Source organism: Rhodococcus rhodochrous (assembly GCF_014854695.1).
Lineage (GTDB): Bacteria > Actinomycetota > Actinomycetes > Mycobacteriales > Mycobacteriaceae > Rhodococcus.
In genome coordinates this window covers 1-15,367 of record NZ_CP027560.1, presented here as the reverse complement: position 1 = coordinate 15,367, position 15,367 = coordinate 1, and the positions used below count along the sequence as shown (strand labels likewise).

The following is a 15,367-nucleotide window of genomic DNA, read 5'->3' as shown; positions in this document are numbered from 1 at the left end:
GGCATCACAGCCCGTGTCCACGCTCTCCCTCAGCCACACCGAACGCTGCAGCTGGTCCGACCTGATCGAGTCGGCCTGCGCCCACTGCCGCGGACTGACCCTCGATCTGCCCACCCCCCGGCCGATCGTCGCCAAGCACCCCGGCCTGTGCGCGACCTGCGAAATCCCCTTCGACGTCGGCGACTCGGTGGTCTACCAGAAGGGCGGCTACCTGTGCCCCGAGTGCGCGCTGTTGTAAACCCGTAGGTGTCTACTGTCTAGCTGGACCTCCGAATACGATGACGGAGGTCCAGCTAGAACCACCCACACGCAGCCACACCGGAGTCCCAGCACCTTGATCATCCGCGGAAACACAGTCCCCCTCGCACGACCAGTCCACACCCCCTGGGGCATCTACCAGCCCGGACACATCGCCACCGTCCTATCCGCCATACGCGGCCAGATCACCGTCTGCCTCGACATGGACGGCCACGGCGACACCGGCTTCTGCCACAGCGCCACCGTGCCCCCCGACGTCCTGTTCAGCTGGCCCGACGACGTCGAACACGGCACCCCACGCGGCTACCGCCTGCACATCTCCAACATGCAATCGCCCTGCCAGGCCTGCCGCGACGCCTACAACCAGAAGACCCACGCCGACCGCGTCCGAGGCAAACAGCCCACCCTCGCCGTCCCCAAGACCTTCCTCGCCCGCCTCCTCGACAACGCACCCCTGGACCTGCTCGAAGAAGCCGACCAGCTCTGGGGATCCACCGTTGTCGACGCCATCCGCGACGCATGACCGCACCCACCACCGCACGGCCCGGGACACCCACCGTCCCGGGCCACGCCATTTGCCCCGTCTGCCACCGATCCGTGCCCTGCGCACCCGGCGGCTACGTCAACGTCCACCGCGACACAGCCGGCAACCGCTGCCCCATGAGCCGACACAGCATCCCCCGCTGAACCGCACCACCCCACAACTCCAAAGGCACTCGGACCATGACCGACTCCACCCGCTACGTCTGGCGCCGCCTCGTCGTCCGAGACCCCGAGCTGTCCGACTCCACCCGCCGCGTCCTGCTCGAACTCGAGTCCTACACCGAACCCGACGGCACCAACGCCCACCCCGGCATCCACCGACTCACCGCGGCCCTGCACACCAAGAACGGCCCCCTCAATGAACGCACCATCCGCCGCGCCCTCGACACCGGCCTGCGACGCGGATACATCGAATGCACCCGCAAAGGCCACATCGGCCGACGCCGCAACAGCGCCGACACCTACCGGCTCACATTCCCACCCGAGACCTGGACCTGACACGCGACCAGTGGACATTTCGGCACCGACCAGTGGACATCCAGATGTCCACCTACCAGTCCCTACCACCAGATCCGTAGCTACTCACTAAAGAGGGGGAGTTACGTTTCGTACCGCGCGCACACGCACGCACACGCGCAACCACCCCCAGACCGAGACCTCCCCACACCGGGCAGACCCCCGACCCGTCCCCCCCTCGGCAGCAGCACGGCCACCCACCGCACACCCCACCACCCGCACCCGGCCCACCACCCCTCACACCCCGCAGCAGCAGCAGCCACACACCGGCAGAGCAGGAAGCGCCGACCGGTCGACCGCTCTCCCGCGCGTAGGCGTGCGCGCGTGACGCCGGGCAACCTCACCCCTGCGGAGGGCACCGATCGGGCGTCTGCGTCGCGTACAGCCCTCTTTTCCGGGCGCCTCTTGTCGCGGGGGCGTGCTTGAATCAGTTATGGACGATCTGCGGTTCCCTTCGTGGTCGACGGAGGACCTGGCGTGGCTGCTCGACGAGCTGGTGATCGAGCGTGCAGATTCGATGTCTGCGGAGCATCAGGAGCGGCTTGTTGCGGCTGCTCGTGCGGAGCTGGAGCGGCGGCGGTCGGGTCCCCAGGCATGACAAAAGCCCCCGCCTGCCCGGTGAGGGGCTGACGGGGGCTGCGCGACGGTGTCAGAGGTCGAGGCTGCTGGGGCTGACGTACGTGAGGCTGTCGATGCGGTGGTAGGACTGCCACTCCTTGGCCTTCTCGCCGGGGAGCATTCCGGGGAACGATTCGCCGAGGGTGAGCACTCCGGCTTCGACGGCGACGATCTTGCCGTGGGTGTACCGACCCTGCTCGAGGCCGTTGTGGATGGTGACGTTGCGGCCGATGTTCTCGGTGAGCACGCGGGTGAACACGTCGGCGGGAGTCTGCGGCGCGGCGGTGTCGGTCATGGTGTTCCTATTCCGGTGAAGCGGATGCGGATGTTGGCGGGGTTCTCGCCGTTGGCGATGGCGGCTTCGGCTGCGTCCGAGGCGGCGCGGACGGCGGCCGCGAGCTTGCGGGCGTCGTCGATCGTGTAGTCGCGGTAGCTGCCGTTGTCGAGGCTGAAACGGACACGGGGCCCATCCTCGGTGTCGACGAGCTGCAGTGCGCCGAGGCCCTTGGTGTGCTCGAACAGCTGCGGTTCGCGGGAGTCGTCCATGGTCAGAGAGTGTGGACGGTGACGGGGACCTCTGCGGGGTTCGGGGCGATGTTGGTGATGTGTGCGAGCGGCACGAACCACACCTCGTCGCCCTCGGTGAGGGTTACGAGCCCTCCCTCGCCGCCGTGGACCTGGACGGGCGTTCCGATGCTGGTGATGCGGTCGGTGGTGGTGATGGTCAGGCGCAGCTTGGCGTCGCGGGCCGTGGCGAGAAGCCCTGCGAGGCCGTAGGGCGAGTCGGTGAGGTCGAGGGTGTCGGTCACGGTGTTCTCCTGTTCGTAGCGGGCGACGGTGGCCCAGTATGCCCGGGGTGGTGCCGGCCGAGCGGGTGGCTCGGCCGGCACCCGGTCGCGGATGCGTTGCACGGCTACTTCACGCCGGTGAGGAACTGCGGACAATAGGCCGACACCGCAGCGTGCATGAGGTTGATGCCGTTCTCGCTGCCCGCGATCTCGATCATGTCGCGCAGGATGTCGAGCTTGTCGTCGCCGCGGTTGAAGCGCAGGCACACGCTCTCTCCGCCTTCGATGGCGGTGGCGTTGTCGGCGGTGCGCCACCAGTCGTTGAGGTTGGCGAGGAACGCCCGGTCCTGGGGGCGCAGCTCTCCGGGCTTGTAGACCGCGGCGGTGGTGGTGGGTGCGGCCGCGCGCACTGCGGTCGGCACGCTCGTCGACGTCGGTGTCTCGACGGTGGTCGGGGCGGGGGCCGTGGCGGTCGCGGTGCAGCCGGTCACGGCCAGCGTGGTCGCGGCGAGCACGGCGAGGATGGTCTTGCGCATGAGGTGTCTTCCTCTCGGGTCAGGCGAGCTGATTGACGACCGGCACGCCTTCGAGGTGCCGGTTGAGGTGGGGTACGAGCGCGTCCTTGAGGTCCTGTTCGGATGCGAACGGCATGATCTGCTCGGGGTGTCCGGGCCAGTGGTGGGCGCGGACCATGGCGATGACGCCTTCGACGCGGACTTGCGCGGCCTCGATGATCTTCCAGGTCTCGAGGCGCGGGTTGAGGTCGATCGGGGCGGTGGAGCCGATGGGGCACCACTTGCGGGCGATTCCGTCTCGGGTGATGTTGGTGATCACTCCGACCTGCACGTCCCCGGTGGTGCGGCGGGTCACGGCGATCAGGTCACCGCGCAACGCTTTGGCCATCAGGCCGTGACCTCGTCGTACGGGTAGGCGAGGCCTTCCTCGCGGCACCACTGCTGGAGGTTCCACTTGTACTTCGGCTCGGGTGCGCCCTTGAGCGCGGCCTCGAACTCGGCCTTGGCCTCGTCCCAGACCTTCTGCTGGTAGCCGAGCAGTTCGACGAGTCGTTCCTCGCTCGGGGGGTTGTGGATCCGGCCGGCGTCGACGCTGTACCCGGCGGCTTTTGCTGCGGCCATCAGCTGGCCCCAGGCGACGATCATGTCGGGTTCGTCCTGGAACTCGAGCAGCTCCACGTTGACGGCCAGTGGCCCCTGGCGCAGGTTCTTGGGCAGGTCGGCGACCGTTTCGGGTCGTGCCATGGTGGGTGTCCTTTCGGGTTGGGATGCTCCGTTGGTGGGAGTGCGCGCGCCCCCGAGGTCGGGGTCTCGGGGACGACGCACCCTCACCAGCTCGCAGGCTGGTGGAAGACGTTGTCGTCGTTGACGGCGATGTCGAGCTGTCCGACGTGCTCGTCGTGTGCGATGTCGACGAGCACTGCCCCGGAGTCGGGGGCGATGGACACGACGAGGTCGACGTGCCCGCCGTTGGGCAGGGCCAGTTCCACGCGGTGCCCGGTCCCGCCGTCCTCCGGCCCGCAGGCCAGAGGACGGTTGGTGACGACGGTGCCGGTCGCGTTCGGGTGGATGTTCACTGCTGCTCGTCTTCGGCGAGCGACGGCCAGCGGCGCTGCGCCCAGTTCAGCAGGGCCATGGTCCGCATTTCGAGGCGGAAGCGGGCCTTGCGCTTGGCCTTGCGGTAGTGCCAGGCCGTGAGGTCGCGGTAGTAGGTCAGGGTGTCCATCAGTGGGTTTCCTTCTTGGCGACCTCGTAGCCGAGGGCTTCGGCGAGCATCCGCATCAGGCCCTCTCCGTCGGGCAGGTCCACGCTTTCGGCGCGGTGGCGGGCGGTGGCGCAGTCCTGCCGCTGGTCGCACGGGCATTCGCTGTTGCGGGGGTGGTCGAGTACGGAGTCGAGGCTGTAGCCGTCGATGCTCGCGCCGTCGACGACCCAGCGGGTGCCGTCGGCGGACAGGCGCAGGTAGACCTGCACGGTCTCTTCGATGTAGTGGCCGCGTTCGGGCTCCCACTTGGCGAGGGTGTTGTAGGCGATTGGCTCGCCGTGTGGGCCGATCACCGACTGTTCGGTGTCCGGCTGGATGGTAGACGTCTCGGTCATGTGTCCGGTCCTTTCCTGTTGCTGGGGCTCACTGTTTTGTATGCACCCATATTATCAACCATGGGGGAATACACAAGTTAATGCAGGTCAAACCTCGTATTGCAAACACTCCCCGGATAGGAAGCGCGCGGACCACCAGGCGCCCGAAAGCGACTGGTGATCACACGCAACCAACCCGGACTCACACCCTCGATCGACGCTTGTAGATGCAGTCATCCGGCACATAGCCACGGGCGTACGAGAACGCACCCTGCGACCGACAGTCCGCACACTCGCACTCGCGGCGCTGGAACTCCTCCGAACCGTAGTCCGAATAGTCCACCCGCAACTCCTCGAGCCAGCTCATCGGGCCGGAGCCTCCTGCCACCGCTTCGAGATCGCCAGCAACCGCTCACGATCCTCCTCGGGAAGGTCGATTGTGTCGCCCTCGTCGTTCGACGCGGCGAACACCACCGTCCCGAAGTACGGCTGCCAGTCGAACCCGTGCTGCCGAGCGATCCCGGTGGCCACGACGTTGAGCACTGGCTCCGCGAGCACCGCGCCCTCGTCGTCGATCCACATATCGAACCCCTTGGCTGGGTCGAGTCGCACGACGTCGACCCACTGGCACCCGATGTGCTCGTAGAAGCCCTTGAGCGTGTTCTCGCCCAGGTCCACGACCGTCGCGACGCCCTCGGTGTCGATCTTCACTGCCTGCACACCCATCGGTGCGCTCCTCTCCTCGAGTGGACCCCACGACCGTCGCGGCCGCGGGGTGGCTGTGCGTAGCGCAAGTGAGTACCGATCAGGCCCGCCGCGATGGTGGTGGTCTAGCGCAGCGGCTCGGCGATGCGCTCAATGTTGGGTCGGAACACCAGACCGTCACGCTGGACGAACTGGTCGGCCACCTCGATCGAATCCGCGTAGTCCGACCAGGCCGGCCCCACTGCCAGATGGAAGCAGCGGCCGGCCGTCTCGGTCAGCGCGTACACGATGTTGTCCCGCACGACCCCGACGGCCTGCTCCCCGGTGGCGTACACGACGTCGCCGTCGTGCAGGATCCCGGACAGCGCGGCGGCCAGAGCCGATTGCGTGGTCACGAACTGGAACATCTGCGGTGCGTGAATTGGCATGATGCCTCCCGATTGGGTTGGGCGGCGGGCCAGAACGGCACTCACTCGCGCTGTGAACAGCCATCAGGGGCCACCGGGGCCGGGATGGTGGGTCTAGTCCTCGTACTCGGGGAACGTGGGGCCTGTGTAGGTGTCCTCGTTCGGGTCGGGCTTGGAGTAGTACTCCTCGCACGCTTCGCACGTACCGTCGGCGCTGACGTCCTCGACCTCGCGGTCGCAGACGTTGCACACTGGGTCGACGTCGACGTAATCGGCTGGATCGGGGTAGACCTCGTCTGCTGCGTAGATCATGGCCATGGGGAACCTCCTTGGAAGTGCCCGGTGGCCCCAGAAGGCCGTTCACAACACGCGCTTGTGTGCCCTACAGGGGCCACCCCTGGGATGTGATGTGTGGGTGTCTAGCTAGAGGTTAGAGATCGAAGCCGACGAGCGTGGCCTTGAAGTTCCAGTCGTCGATGTGCTCGACCTCGTACTTCGCCGCGTTGGAGACGCGGCGCCGAGTGGCGAACCAGAGGTCGGAGACCTCGTCGTTGTGCTCGTCCATGATGAGCTCCCGAATGGGTTCGGGCAGCTCGGCGATTGTTGGCTCGGTGTCGTTGAGCATGGCGAGCACGCACTGCGCCTCGAACAGACGCGCGAGCATCGACATGGTGAAGACGGCCTGGGCAACAGCGAACATGGGGTACCTCCGAAATGGTCGGGGGTGGCCCCAGTAGGGCACACAAGCAAGCACACTGTGGAGTTCTCAAGGATCGCGCGGGGAAGGACCTGCCGCGCGCCGCGCGGGGGTTTCCAGCCCCTCTCTGTGAAGCTCTCACCTTCACTGATGAGTAATCTACAGTATGGGGGCATACAGTGCAACCCTGCAGGTAGGGCCCTGTTTCTGGGGCCCCACAGGGGCCCCTAGAGGGCCCTACTGGGGCCCTGCAGACACCCCAGGGCCCAGGGCCCTACTGGGCCCCCAGGGGCCCTGTGACCTGCACTGTTGCCAGTATGGACCCATAAGGTAATGTATGGGGCATGAGATACCCCAGGACATCCCAGAGCAGGGCCCCACCAGGGCCCAGCAGCCCGGCAGGCTGCACCACCCGCGACACCCACCCCCAGCCCCGAAGGAGGCACCGTGGCAGCGACCTTCCGCTACTACAACCGCCGGCGCGACACCGTCGCCGGCGAAATCTGGTCCCCAGGACCCCGCCACAAGACCCTGTGGGTCCTCGGCCCCGACGGCCCAACCGTGGTCGACCTCGACACCCGCACCGAGGTGCCGTACGACTGGCCGCACTTCCACTTCGACGAGCGCGGCATCGGCGGCTGGAGCTACAACGAGCACTTCGCCCCCGCGAGCAACATGGGGCCGCTGCGCTCGGAGAAGCTGCGCTACGGCCGCGCCCCGGTCCCCGCCAAGCAATGGGCGGCGCTGATCGACGGCGCCTTCGAGGTCCACCCCGAGTCGATCGCGGGCACCGACCTGATCCCGAGCTGGGAACTGCCCCTCGAGCTGCCGAGCGCGGCCTGATCATGCCCCGGGTGTCTACCGCCTGGACTGGCGATAGACACCCGGGGTAATGTCCACATGCCCCCTGGCAGGGGCCCAAAACAGAAAGACACCCACATGACCATCACCGAAACGCGGGTAGACACCCGCCACCACGACGAAGAGGTCCAAGCCCTCCGCAAACTCGGCATCGACATCGACAGCCGCGACCTCGGCATCACCGTCACCTGGACCGAGAACTGGCGCGGAGCGCGCACCGACGACGGACGGCCGCTGGCCTGGCTCCTCGAATGGTGCAGCGAGACCGCCAAGGCCCCCCGCGTCGGCCGCCACGCCCTCGAGCACGGACCCGACGACGACATCGAGCACGCCTGCCACCAGGACGGCGGCACCCTCGACGAACTGTGCGACTTCCTCGCCCGACTCGCCCACCGCGACGACGTCCTGCGCGACCAGGGCCTCGACCTCGAGGTGTCCGGCTGGGCCCTGATGTACGGGGGTCTGCTGTGAGCGCGCTGCGCGACATCACCCGTGCCCTGGCCCTCACACTGCCCCCGTTCGCGGGGGTGGTGTGGGGCCTGCTCCCCATCGTCGAAGCGGTGGTGATCCCGTGAGCGCCCCCACCCGCCAGCGCTTCGAGCGCGCCGCCCTGACCCCCACCGAGATCGTCGACGAGTACAAGTGGCTCGCCTCCTTCGGCACCCCCCACGGACGCATCGCCGCTCGGCTCGGCTACACCGTCGCCGCCCTCGACACGGTCCTGCGCCGCGCCGGGTACACCCCGCCCCCGACCGGCCCCGACGCCGTCGCCGCCGCGGTCCTCGAGGAGCTGATCGCCTCGGGCCGCGAGTTCACCTGCACGGCGATCCCGGACGGGTCCACCGAGCGGTCGGTGACCGTGATGCTGCAGGTCGCGAACAAGCGCGGCCGGATCCGCAGCGTCGGCAAGGACACCTTCGGCAACACGGTGTGGCAGGCGGTGTCCGCATGAGCCCGCTGCTGACCGTGCTGCTCGCCGCGCTGCTCCACCATGCGCCGGCCGACCACCCCGCCCCGATCGCCTATGTCGCACCGATCCTGACCTGGGAGATGACCCGATGACCGAGACCGATTCCGAGCTGGCGAGCCTCGACGCCCAGATCGAAGCACTGCAGGTCCTCGTTCTGCACAATTCGCCGTTCCCCGGCACCGAGCACGAGGAGCCCTACCGCACCTTCCGTGAGCAGCGCGACGCGTTGACCGCCAAGCGCAACAAGCTCTCGGCCGACCATCACCTGGGCTACCTCTCCGAGGAGGCCTGGCCGGTGGACTGGCAGGAGCGGTTTCCCTCGCACGCGGTGGCCACCCGCGCGGCGGGGAAGAACCTGCGCGAGGCCCTGCTCGAAGCGGGCTGGGCCGACCCTGCCTCGCACAATGCGGTGCTCGCCGAGCGGCGGGAGTGGTTCGAGAAGGCCGAGAAGCTGGTCGAGTCCACCGGCCGGATCGCGAACCTGCTCGGCCTGCCGGTCACGGCGTCCGGTGACCAGATCGTCCAGGCGATCGCGAAGATGCGCACTGAGCTGCGCGAGGCCCGCAACCCGGGTTCGGTGACCTCGTGAGCGCGCCTGCGGCCGCGCCGTTGCGCACCGTCGCTGTGGCGCGGCTGCGGGCCGTGCTCGACGCATGGCACGCCCAGCAGCCCCATATCTTCGACGGCCCCGACCGCTATACCGGCTCGCCGCGCACCCCGGTCGCCTACTGGCTCAAGGCCGCGCTCGACGCCGGTGACCTCGACCAGGCCCGCACGGTGCTGCTCACCGCCGACGCCAACCCTGTCTGGGGCAAGTGCGCGCGCCGCCACATGCTCATCGCCGCCGCCCAGGGCGGGGTGTGGAAGTACGGCGATCCCGCGCCGGTAACCGATTGGAGCAACCCGTGACCCTGTCCGCCCCCGTCCTCGAGAACGGCCCCGAGGACCCACCTTCGGAGCACCCCATCGAACGGATCGCCCAGCTGATCGAGCACTGGCGCTCGCAGGGCGATGTCTGCGCGCAGGCCGGTCGGATCACCGCCGCGACCCAGTACCGCAACTTCGCCGACGCCCTGGAGAACACCCTCGGCCGGCGCGAGGACGAGCTGGTGTCGGTGGTGGTCACGGTGACCGACGGCGAGCCGAAGATGGCCGTCTCGGCCACCGCTGCTCGGGGTGGGTTGAAGGACTGGATGATCGAGGAGATCCTGCAGGACGCCGTCCGTGCAGTACAGACCCGCAAGAGCGTCGAATCCACCGTCACCATGCTCGGTCACGCGCTCGTCTGATTCACCCCACTATCTCGAAGGAGAACCTGCCCGTTATGGCTGGTGAGACCGTTATTACCGTCATCGGCAATCTGACTGCCGATCCCGAACTGCGCTTCACCCCGGCCGGGGCTGCGGTCGCGAACTTCACCGTCGCCTCGACCCCGCGCGTGTTCGACCGCCAGTCCAACGAGTGGAAGGACGGCGACGCGCTGTTCCTGCGCTGCAACATCTGGCGCGAGGCTGCCGAGCATGTCGCCGAGTCGCTGCACCGCGGCGATCGAGTCATCGTGCAGGGCCGTCTCAAGCAGCGCAGCTACGAGACCCGCGAGGGCGAGAAGCGCACCGTCATCGAACTCGAGGTCGAGGAGATCGGCCCGTCGCTGCGCTACGCGACCGCGAAGGTCACCAAGTCGAACGGCGGTGGCAGCGGCGCGACCGGCTTCGGCGGCGGCGGCCGATCGTCCGGCCGCAGCGGCGGCGGTGCCGGTGCCACCGACGACCCGTGGGGCGACAACACCCCCGGCCACGGCGGCGGTGGTGGCGGCTTCGGCGACGACGAGCCCCCCTTCTGACCCTCCCCCAGCTTTTCGATCGACACCCACTGAACAGGAGAAACACCATGAGCGAGACCGACAAGAACGAACCGATCGTCCGCCCCTTCGCCGCTGTGCTGCAGGAACTCGACAAAGGCCGCGTACACACCGAGCTGTCGGAGAAGCTGCACGAGCTGATCGCTGCGGCGCAGGGCACCGGCAAGGGCGGGCAGATCGTGTTCACCGTCGCGGTCACCCCCGATCCGAAGACCGACATGCTGCGGTTCGCCACCAAGGTCGCGGCGAAGATGCCTGCGGCCCAGCGCGCCGAGTCGCTGTTCTTCGTCGACCGTGACGGCAACCCGACCCGGCAGGATCCGCACCAGCTGGCGCTGATGGAGGAGAACGCCGGGCGACTGTCGGCGGTGCCGCAGACCGGCACCGGTCACTGACCCTCTCCCCCGATTTTTCCGAGAACAGGAGCAATCTAGATGTCTACTGTCCAGAACAACACCGAAGATCACGTGTCGGCCATCGCCGAGCTGGCCCTCGACACCACCGAGCGGTTCGTGCCACTGTCCCCCGCCCCCGGCGTCGTACATACCGCGGTGGTGCGCGACGGCAGTGGCTCCGAGCGCGTGGCCACGACGACCCTCGAAAAGCACCTCCCGACTCCGGCGCGGCCGCGCGGCAACACCACCGTCTCCACGGTCGAGTCCTTCCTCGCGCTGCTGGCCCGCACGGTGACCAAGCACGGCATCCTCGACGAGGACGTGACCGTCTTCGGTGACGTCAACGCCCAGGCCCTCGTCGCGGTCCTCAACCACGACGGCTGGGGCGATCACCGCATCACCCTCAAGCTGGTGTTCTCCGACCTGTTCGCGCACTGGCACGGCCTCGACAACAAGCTCGTCGACCAGACCCGCTTCGCCGAGCACCTGTCCGACGGGCGCGCGGCGATCGTCACCCCGGCCGCGGCCGACCTGATGGAGATCGCGCGCACCTTCAAGGCCAAGCGCAACGTCACCTACGAGTCCGGGGTGCACCTGCAGTCCGGCGACGTCTCCTTCACCTTCCACGAGGAGACCAAGGCCGGCGCCGGGGCCAAGGGCAACGTGGAGATCCCCGAACGGTTCGAGCTGATCCTGCCGGTGTTCCAGGGCGGGCAGATGATCCCGTTCTTCGCCGATCTGAAGTACCGCGCCGACCAGGGCGGCCTGTCGCTCGGCTACCGGATCGACAATCCGCGGCAGATGGTGCGCCTGGCGTTCGAGCAGGTCCTCGAGGAAGTGAAGGCCGGATCGAACGACGCCGGTTACCTGCTGCTGCTCGGGTCGGCTCCGGCTCCGACCGATCCCTGGAACTGATCTCGTCCTGACCCCCGGGGGCGGGTGTAGCGCACCGATCGCACCCGCCCCTGGGGCTCCACCCTGCTAGGAGTCTCGTTGTTCAACATCACCCTCGACAAGTTCGCCTATCACCGGCGGATTCTCTCGGCGTTGCAGCGCCCGAAGATGCACGTCTACGGCGGCACGGTCCCCGAGGAGGTCGTGGCCGCGCGCCGTGCCCGCAACAAGCGCGCCCGCGTCGCGCGTCGCATCAATCGGAAGAAGGCCTGATATGTGGAATCCGTTCCGTCGCAAGAAGTCTCGTCCGAGTGTCGAGCCTCGCCGGTTGACCAGTGAGGAGGTGTTCGGCGCCGACGCCGCCCGGCTCGAGGAGCGCCGCCTCGAACGCGAACGCCAGCGCAGCGAGGAGCGCACCGCCGAGCAGCTGCGGGCCGGTTCCCAGCGCGCCGCCGGGTACCAGCGTCCCAGCCGCGCCGAGTCGTACCGGCCGATCCCACCCCGCCCGAGGCCCACCCCGGCACCGACCATCCCGACGCCGTCGTCGGCGGCAGCATCGGTGATCGCCACGTCCGCCGCCTTCACGTCGACGTACAGCGACGGCGGATCCGCCACGTCCTCACCGCCGCCCTCGCCCTCGCCCTCGCCATCACCCTCGCCGAGCGACAGCTCGTCGTTCGGTGGTGGCGGCGACTGCGGCGGCTTCTGACCACCCCACCCTTCCCCCGATCTCAGACAGGACCCCCACACCGTGAACCGTAAGCTCACCGCCGCCCTCATCGGCCTGCCCGTCGTCGCCGTGCTCACCGGCTGCTCCCTGTCCCCCGCCCCCGACCAGGCCGGACTGATCTACGACGCCGGTCCGCTGTCGACCACCTCGTTCCAGGAATGCGTCGCCCCCGGCTCCCGCGCGTTCTACGGCCCCTCGGACCGCGAATACACCTACCCCGCCGGCCAACGCACCTACGTCTTCGGTGGCGGCGAGGAATCCGACATCGACTACATCCGGGTCGCCGACAAGGACGGCATCGACCTCGGGGTCGCCGGGCAGCTGCGTTTCACTCTCAACACCGACTGCGACACCCTCGTGCAGTTCCACGAGAAGATCGGCCTCAAATACGACGGCGGCAAGGACTGGTCCGGCATCCTCGCCGTCTACCTGCAGCAACCGCTGCGCAAGGCGATCACCGAGGCCACCCAGGGCCAGACCTGGCGCGAGCTGTACCAGGATCCGAAGAAGAAGTCGGACTGGGAGAACGCGGTCAAGGCGGCACTACCCGCGGCGATCGAGCAGGCCACCGGCGGCGCGTACTTCATCAACATCGACCTGTCGCTGCAGAAGCCGGTGCTACCGCAGCAGCTCACCGACCAGTTGCTCGCCACGCAGCGCGCATCCGAGGCGGCCATCGCGCAGGCCGAGGAGAACCGTCGTCTCGAGCTCAAGGCGCAGGGCGAGAAGGCGCTGATCGACCTGTACGGGGCGGACAACTACGTGCTACTCAAGGCGATCGAGGACGGCAAGATCCAGATCCTCCCCGTCCCGCAGGGCGCGATCATCAACCTCCCGGCAGGGCGGTGACGATGGTCGTCGTCATGACGCTGATCGCGGTCCTGACTCTGGTCGGGGCCGCGTTCGGCCTGTTCTGGTGGCTGAACCTGTCGCCGCAGCGCCGCGCGGAGCTGCCCGCGCTGCATCCGATGGTCAAGGCCGGGCTGCTGATGGTGTTCTGGCTGGTCGTCGTCTGCGCGGCTCTGGCCGTGGTCGTCGCGCTGGACTCGTTCATGGGACTGACCTCATGAGCACGCTCTCGCCGTACAAGATCGCGCGGGCGGCGGTGTTCGGGCTGCTCGACGTCTCGATGCGTCTGTCCCCCGGGCTGATGAGCGCCGAACTGGGGGTCGAACGCGACCGCCGGGCCCGCCTGGGCACGATGCGCCACGGTGAGCACGCCTTCGTGCTCACCTCCTCGGCTCCGCGCGGCATCGCGATCCGACTCGACCGGTGCCTGGACGTCTCGTTCCCCGTGGAAGGCCCGGACCTCGCGATGCAGGCCTGGGAGTTCAGCCAGGAACACCTGCGTCCGGCGGTGACGGTGCTGTCCCGGCAGCTCGACGCGGCGGTGAAAGAGGTCATCGCCGCCGAGCACGCGGCCGGGGAGGTGCTGCGCGATCCGCGCATCGCGTTCGCTTCCGCGCCGCTGCCGACGTCCCCGAAGCACAGTGCCGTGGCCACCCGGGGCGGGGTGTCGGTGCGCGCGACCTTGGGCTACGACATGATCTGGCGGCGCGCGGTGCTCACCCTCGACATGCTGTACGGGCTGCGTCCGGTACGGGAGGTGGCCAGGTGAGCCGCGAGCACCTGAGCCCGCTGCAGGTGGCCGATGCGGCGCTGTCCGAGCTGCACGACCTGCTGCCCAGGATCGGCGGCGGCGCTCTCGGCATCGGCTACCACCGGGTGGAACTCGACACCACGGTCGACCCCTCGCCCCGCCACCTCGGCGACACGGTGCTCGCCCGCACCCGCTCGGCCCTGCACGGCGTGCCCGTGGTGCTGGACAAGGTCGCGGACATGTCAGTGGCCGTGGAGGGCCCGGACTGGATGCTGCCGATCGAGGACTTCACCCCGATCTATCTGCGTCCGGCCGCTGCGGTGCTGGCCCACCGGATCGTGGACGCCCTACGGGACGAGATGCACAAGACCAGAGGAATGCGCCACCGAGCGTTCGTGGTGGCGACTGCTCCGATGGCCGCGCCGCACCCGGAGGTCCTGACGGTGGCCTACGGCGACGGGCTGTCGCTGCGGGCGGCGCACAACTTCGACATCGGCCTGGCCAGCATGGTCCTCGGTTTGGACGTGCTGTTCGGGCTTCGCACCCTCGGGGAGGAGAAAGCCCTGTGAGCCGCTATTTCTACGACTGCGAGTTCATCGACGACGGGTTCACGATCGAGCTGATCTCGATCGGCATCGTCTGCGACGACGGCCGCGAGTATTACGCGGTCAACGCCGACGTCTCCGACGATGCGATCCTGCACAACACGTGGCTGCGGGAGAACGTGTGGCCGACGCTGCCGACCCGGCCGCTGACCGAGACCGAGCTGTCGTTCGCGGCGGCGGCGTCGAAGTCGAAGTCGCCCATGATGTCGGTGCGCCGTCAGATGTCCGCACAGCTGGGCACCCTCGACCGGACCCACCTGGACGTCAAGCCGAAGGCGATCATCGCCACCGAGGTCCGCGAGTTCCTGCTCGGCGGGTCGGGGCCGGTGGAGCTGTGGGCCTACTACGGGGCCTACGACCACGTGGCGCTCGCGCAGCTGTTCGGCAAGATGATCGACCTGCCCACCGGCCTGCCGATGTTCACGCACGACATCATGCAGGCCGCCGGGGGCCTGTCCGAGATGCTGCCCGCGCAGGAGTCCGGGCAGCACAACGCGCTGGACGACGCCCGGCACGTGAAGGTCATGTGGACGGCGTTGCTGCTGCTCGGGTACATGGGCGCGAAGGCCGGGATGCCTGTCCCCAGGGCTGTCCGCCCGCGTGCCCGGACACCGTACCGGTCCTTGTCGCGGCTGCGTCTGCGTCGGCCGCTGTCGAGGACCGAGCGGATCCGCGCCGAGCTCGCGGAGAAGAAAGCCAACTACGGCGTGCGCCGGCCGATTCAGGTGCTCGACTATCCGAGCGATCCGGCGGCGCTCGAGCACTACGGCCGTGGCGGTGTGGTGCGGGTGGCGCGCCCGATCCTGCGTCCCGGGTGGCGCTGATG

General features: G+C 68.3%; 32 protein-coding genes. 19 read left to right on the top strand and 13 right to left on the bottom strand.

Features of this window, described 5'->3' with window-relative positions; genetic code table 11:
• Positions 1–13: 13 nt before the first annotated feature.
• The 3 genes from C6Y44_RS27530 (at position 14) to C6Y44_RS27520 (ending at position 1,299) form a co-directional block, all read left to right on the top strand.
• Positions 14–238, top strand: a complete 225-nt coding sequence (locus C6Y44_RS27530; protein ID WP_192379428.1) for a hypothetical protein — start codon at positions 14–16, stop codon at positions 236–238.
• Positions 239–460: 222 nt separating this feature from the next.
• A complete protein-coding gene (locus tag C6Y44_RS27525) occupies positions 461–781 on the top strand; it encodes a hypothetical protein (RefSeq protein ID WP_192379426.1) in 321 nt (106 codons plus the stop codon).
• 200 nt (positions 782–981) lie between these two features.
• On the top strand, positions 982–1,299 hold the full coding sequence (locus C6Y44_RS27520; RefSeq protein ID WP_192379423.1) for a helix-turn-helix domain-containing protein: 318 nt from the start codon (positions 982–984) through the stop codon (positions 1,297–1,299).
• A gap of 667 nt (positions 1,300–1,966) precedes the next feature.
• On the opposite strand, the gene C6Y44_RS27515 is transcribed toward C6Y44_RS27520, so the two are convergent.
• The 13 genes from C6Y44_RS27515 to C6Y44_RS27455 all read right to left on the bottom strand — a co-directional run bounded on the left by C6Y44_RS27515 (position 1,967) and on the right by C6Y44_RS27455 (position 6,628).
• Positions 1,967–2,230 (bottom strand): hypothetical protein, encoded by a 264-nt coding sequence (locus C6Y44_RS27515; RefSeq protein ID WP_192379421.1) that lies wholly within the window; start codon positions 2,228–2,230, stop codon positions 1,967–1,969.
• Positions 2,227–2,481, bottom strand: a complete 255-nt coding sequence (locus tag C6Y44_RS27510) for a hypothetical protein (protein ID WP_192379418.1) — start codon at positions 2,479–2,481, stop codon at positions 2,227–2,229. The genes C6Y44_RS27515 and C6Y44_RS27510 overlap by 4 nt, the downstream gene beginning before the upstream one ends.
• Before the next feature lie 2 nt (positions 2,482–2,483).
• Complete coding sequence (locus tag C6Y44_RS27505; RefSeq protein WP_225623924.1) at positions 2,484–2,846, bottom strand: hypothetical protein; 363 nt, start codon at positions 2,844–2,846, stop codon at positions 2,484–2,486.
• 2 nt (positions 2,847–2,848) lie between these two features.
• Positions 2,849–3,259 carry a DUF732 domain-containing protein gene (locus C6Y44_RS27500; RefSeq protein WP_192379413.1) on the bottom strand — a complete coding sequence of 137 codons (411 nt, stop codon included), beginning with the start codon at positions 3,257–3,259 and terminating at the stop codon, positions 2,849–2,851.
• A 19-nt stretch (positions 3,260–3,278) separates the two neighbouring features.
• Complete coding sequence (locus C6Y44_RS27495; protein ID WP_192379410.1) at positions 3,279–3,626, bottom strand: hypothetical protein; 348 nt, start codon at positions 3,624–3,626, stop codon at positions 3,279–3,281.
• Positions 3,626–3,982: a DUF7432 family protein gene (locus C6Y44_RS27490; protein ID WP_192379408.1), complete on the bottom strand. Its 357-nt coding sequence runs from the start codon at positions 3,980–3,982 to the stop codon at positions 3,626–3,628. Before C6Y44_RS27490 ends, C6Y44_RS27495 begins: the two co-directional genes overlap by 1 nt.
• Before the next feature lie 83 nt (positions 3,983–4,065).
• On the bottom strand, positions 4,066–4,314 hold the full coding sequence (locus tag C6Y44_RS27485; protein WP_192379405.1) for a hypothetical protein: 249 nt from the start codon (positions 4,312–4,314) through the stop codon (positions 4,066–4,068).
• Positions 4,311–4,463, bottom strand: coding sequence for a hypothetical protein (locus tag C6Y44_RS27480; RefSeq protein WP_192379404.1), 153 nt, complete (start codon positions 4,461–4,463; stop codon positions 4,311–4,313). The genes C6Y44_RS27485 and C6Y44_RS27480 overlap by 4 nt, the downstream gene beginning before the upstream one ends.
• A complete protein-coding gene (locus C6Y44_RS27475) occupies positions 4,463–4,837 on the bottom strand; it encodes a hypothetical protein (RefSeq protein ID WP_192379401.1) in 375 nt (124 codons plus the stop codon). The genes C6Y44_RS27480 and C6Y44_RS27475 overlap by 1 nt, the downstream gene beginning before the upstream one ends.
• Before the next feature lie 342 nt (positions 4,838–5,179).
• A complete protein-coding gene (locus C6Y44_RS27470) occupies positions 5,180–5,542 on the bottom strand; it encodes a DUF3846 domain-containing protein (protein WP_192379399.1) in 363 nt (120 codons plus the stop codon).
• Between the two features lie 104 nt (positions 5,543–5,646).
• Positions 5,647–5,949, bottom strand: coding sequence for a hypothetical protein (locus tag C6Y44_RS27465; protein ID WP_192379397.1), 303 nt, complete (start codon positions 5,947–5,949; stop codon positions 5,647–5,649).
• Positions 5,950–6,042: 93 nt separating this feature from the next.
• Positions 6,043–6,246 (bottom strand): hypothetical protein, encoded by a 204-nt coding sequence (locus tag C6Y44_RS27460; RefSeq protein ID WP_192379395.1) that lies wholly within the window; start codon positions 6,244–6,246, stop codon positions 6,043–6,045.
• Positions 6,247–6,358: 112 nt separating this feature from the next.
• Positions 6,359–6,628: a hypothetical protein gene (locus C6Y44_RS27455; RefSeq protein ID WP_192379392.1), complete on the bottom strand. Its 270-nt coding sequence runs from the start codon at positions 6,626–6,628 to the stop codon at positions 6,359–6,361.
• Positions 6,629–7,072: 444 nt separating this feature from the next.
• Between C6Y44_RS27455 and C6Y44_RS27450 the strand changes: the two genes are divergently transcribed.
• From C6Y44_RS27450 to C6Y44_RS28375, 16 genes are all read left to right on the top strand, one after another.
• Entirely contained in the window at positions 7,073–7,468 is a 396-nt protein-coding gene (locus C6Y44_RS27450; protein WP_192379390.1) for a hypothetical protein, read from the top strand.
• 96 nt (positions 7,469–7,564) lie between these two features.
• Positions 7,565–7,957: a hypothetical protein gene (locus C6Y44_RS27445; protein ID WP_192379387.1), complete on the top strand. Its 393-nt coding sequence runs from the start codon at positions 7,565–7,567 to the stop codon at positions 7,955–7,957.
• Between the two features lie 100 nt (positions 7,958–8,057).
• Positions 8,058–8,438 carry a hypothetical protein gene (locus C6Y44_RS27440; protein ID WP_192379384.1) on the top strand — a complete coding sequence of 127 codons (381 nt, stop codon included), beginning with the start codon at positions 8,058–8,060 and terminating at the stop codon, positions 8,436–8,438.
• Positions 8,439–8,544: 106 nt separating this feature from the next.
• A complete protein-coding gene (locus C6Y44_RS27435) occupies positions 8,545–9,045 on the top strand; it encodes a hypothetical protein (RefSeq protein WP_192379381.1) in 501 nt (166 codons plus the stop codon).
• A complete protein-coding gene (locus tag C6Y44_RS27430) occupies positions 9,042–9,365 on the top strand; it encodes a hypothetical protein (protein ID WP_192379378.1) in 324 nt (107 codons plus the stop codon). The genes C6Y44_RS27435 and C6Y44_RS27430 overlap by 4 nt, the downstream gene beginning before the upstream one ends.
• Entirely contained in the window at positions 9,362–9,745 is a 384-nt protein-coding gene (locus C6Y44_RS27425; protein WP_192379376.1) for a hypothetical protein, read from the top strand. The genes C6Y44_RS27430 and C6Y44_RS27425 overlap by 4 nt, the downstream gene beginning before the upstream one ends.
• Before the next feature lie 35 nt (positions 9,746–9,780).
• Positions 9,781–10,299, top strand: a complete 519-nt coding sequence (locus tag C6Y44_RS27420) for a single-stranded DNA-binding protein (RefSeq protein WP_192379374.1) — start codon at positions 9,781–9,783, stop codon at positions 10,297–10,299.
• Between the two features lie 47 nt (positions 10,300–10,346).
• Positions 10,347–10,712 carry a hypothetical protein gene (locus tag C6Y44_RS27415; protein WP_192379371.1) on the top strand — a complete coding sequence of 122 codons (366 nt, stop codon included), beginning with the start codon at positions 10,347–10,349 and terminating at the stop codon, positions 10,710–10,712.
• Between the two features lie 39 nt (positions 10,713–10,751).
• The gene (locus C6Y44_RS27410) at positions 10,752–11,627 is read left to right on the top strand and encodes a DUF2303 family protein (protein ID WP_192379369.1); all 876 of its coding nucleotides are present in this window, start codon (positions 10,752–10,754) and stop codon (positions 11,625–11,627) included.
• A gap of 78 nt (positions 11,628–11,705) precedes the next feature.
• The gene (locus C6Y44_RS27405) at positions 11,706–11,879 is read left to right on the top strand and encodes a hypothetical protein (RefSeq protein WP_192379555.1); all 174 of its coding nucleotides are present in this window, start codon (positions 11,706–11,708) and stop codon (positions 11,877–11,879) included.
• A gap of 55 nt (positions 11,880–11,934) precedes the next feature.
• A complete protein-coding gene (locus tag C6Y44_RS27400; protein WP_192379366.1) occupies positions 11,935–12,315 on the top strand; it encodes a hypothetical protein in 381 nt (126 codons plus the stop codon).
• Between the two features lie 42 nt (positions 12,316–12,357).
• Positions 12,358–13,185, top strand: a complete 828-nt coding sequence (locus tag C6Y44_RS27395; protein WP_192379364.1) for an SPFH domain-containing protein — start codon at positions 12,358–12,360, stop codon at positions 13,183–13,185.
• A gap of 14 nt (positions 13,186–13,199) precedes the next feature.
• The gene (locus tag C6Y44_RS27390; RefSeq protein WP_192379362.1) at positions 13,200–13,406 is read left to right on the top strand and encodes a hypothetical protein; all 207 of its coding nucleotides are present in this window, start codon (positions 13,200–13,202) and stop codon (positions 13,404–13,406) included.
• On the top strand, positions 13,403–13,954 hold the full coding sequence (locus C6Y44_RS27385) for a hypothetical protein (RefSeq protein ID WP_192379359.1): 552 nt from the start codon (positions 13,403–13,405) through the stop codon (positions 13,952–13,954). The genes C6Y44_RS27390 and C6Y44_RS27385 overlap by 4 nt, the downstream gene beginning before the upstream one ends.
• On the top strand, positions 13,951–14,505 hold the full coding sequence (locus C6Y44_RS27380; RefSeq protein ID WP_192379357.1) for a hypothetical protein: 555 nt from the start codon (positions 13,951–13,953) through the stop codon (positions 14,503–14,505). Before C6Y44_RS27385 ends, C6Y44_RS27380 begins: the two co-directional genes overlap by 4 nt.
• Positions 14,502–15,365 (top strand): 3'-5' exoribonuclease domain-containing protein, encoded by an 864-nt coding sequence (locus tag C6Y44_RS28375; RefSeq protein WP_192379355.1) that lies wholly within the window; start codon positions 14,502–14,504, stop codon positions 15,363–15,365. Before C6Y44_RS27380 ends, C6Y44_RS28375 begins: the two co-directional genes overlap by 4 nt.
• Positions 15,366–15,367: the final 2 nt, after the last annotated feature.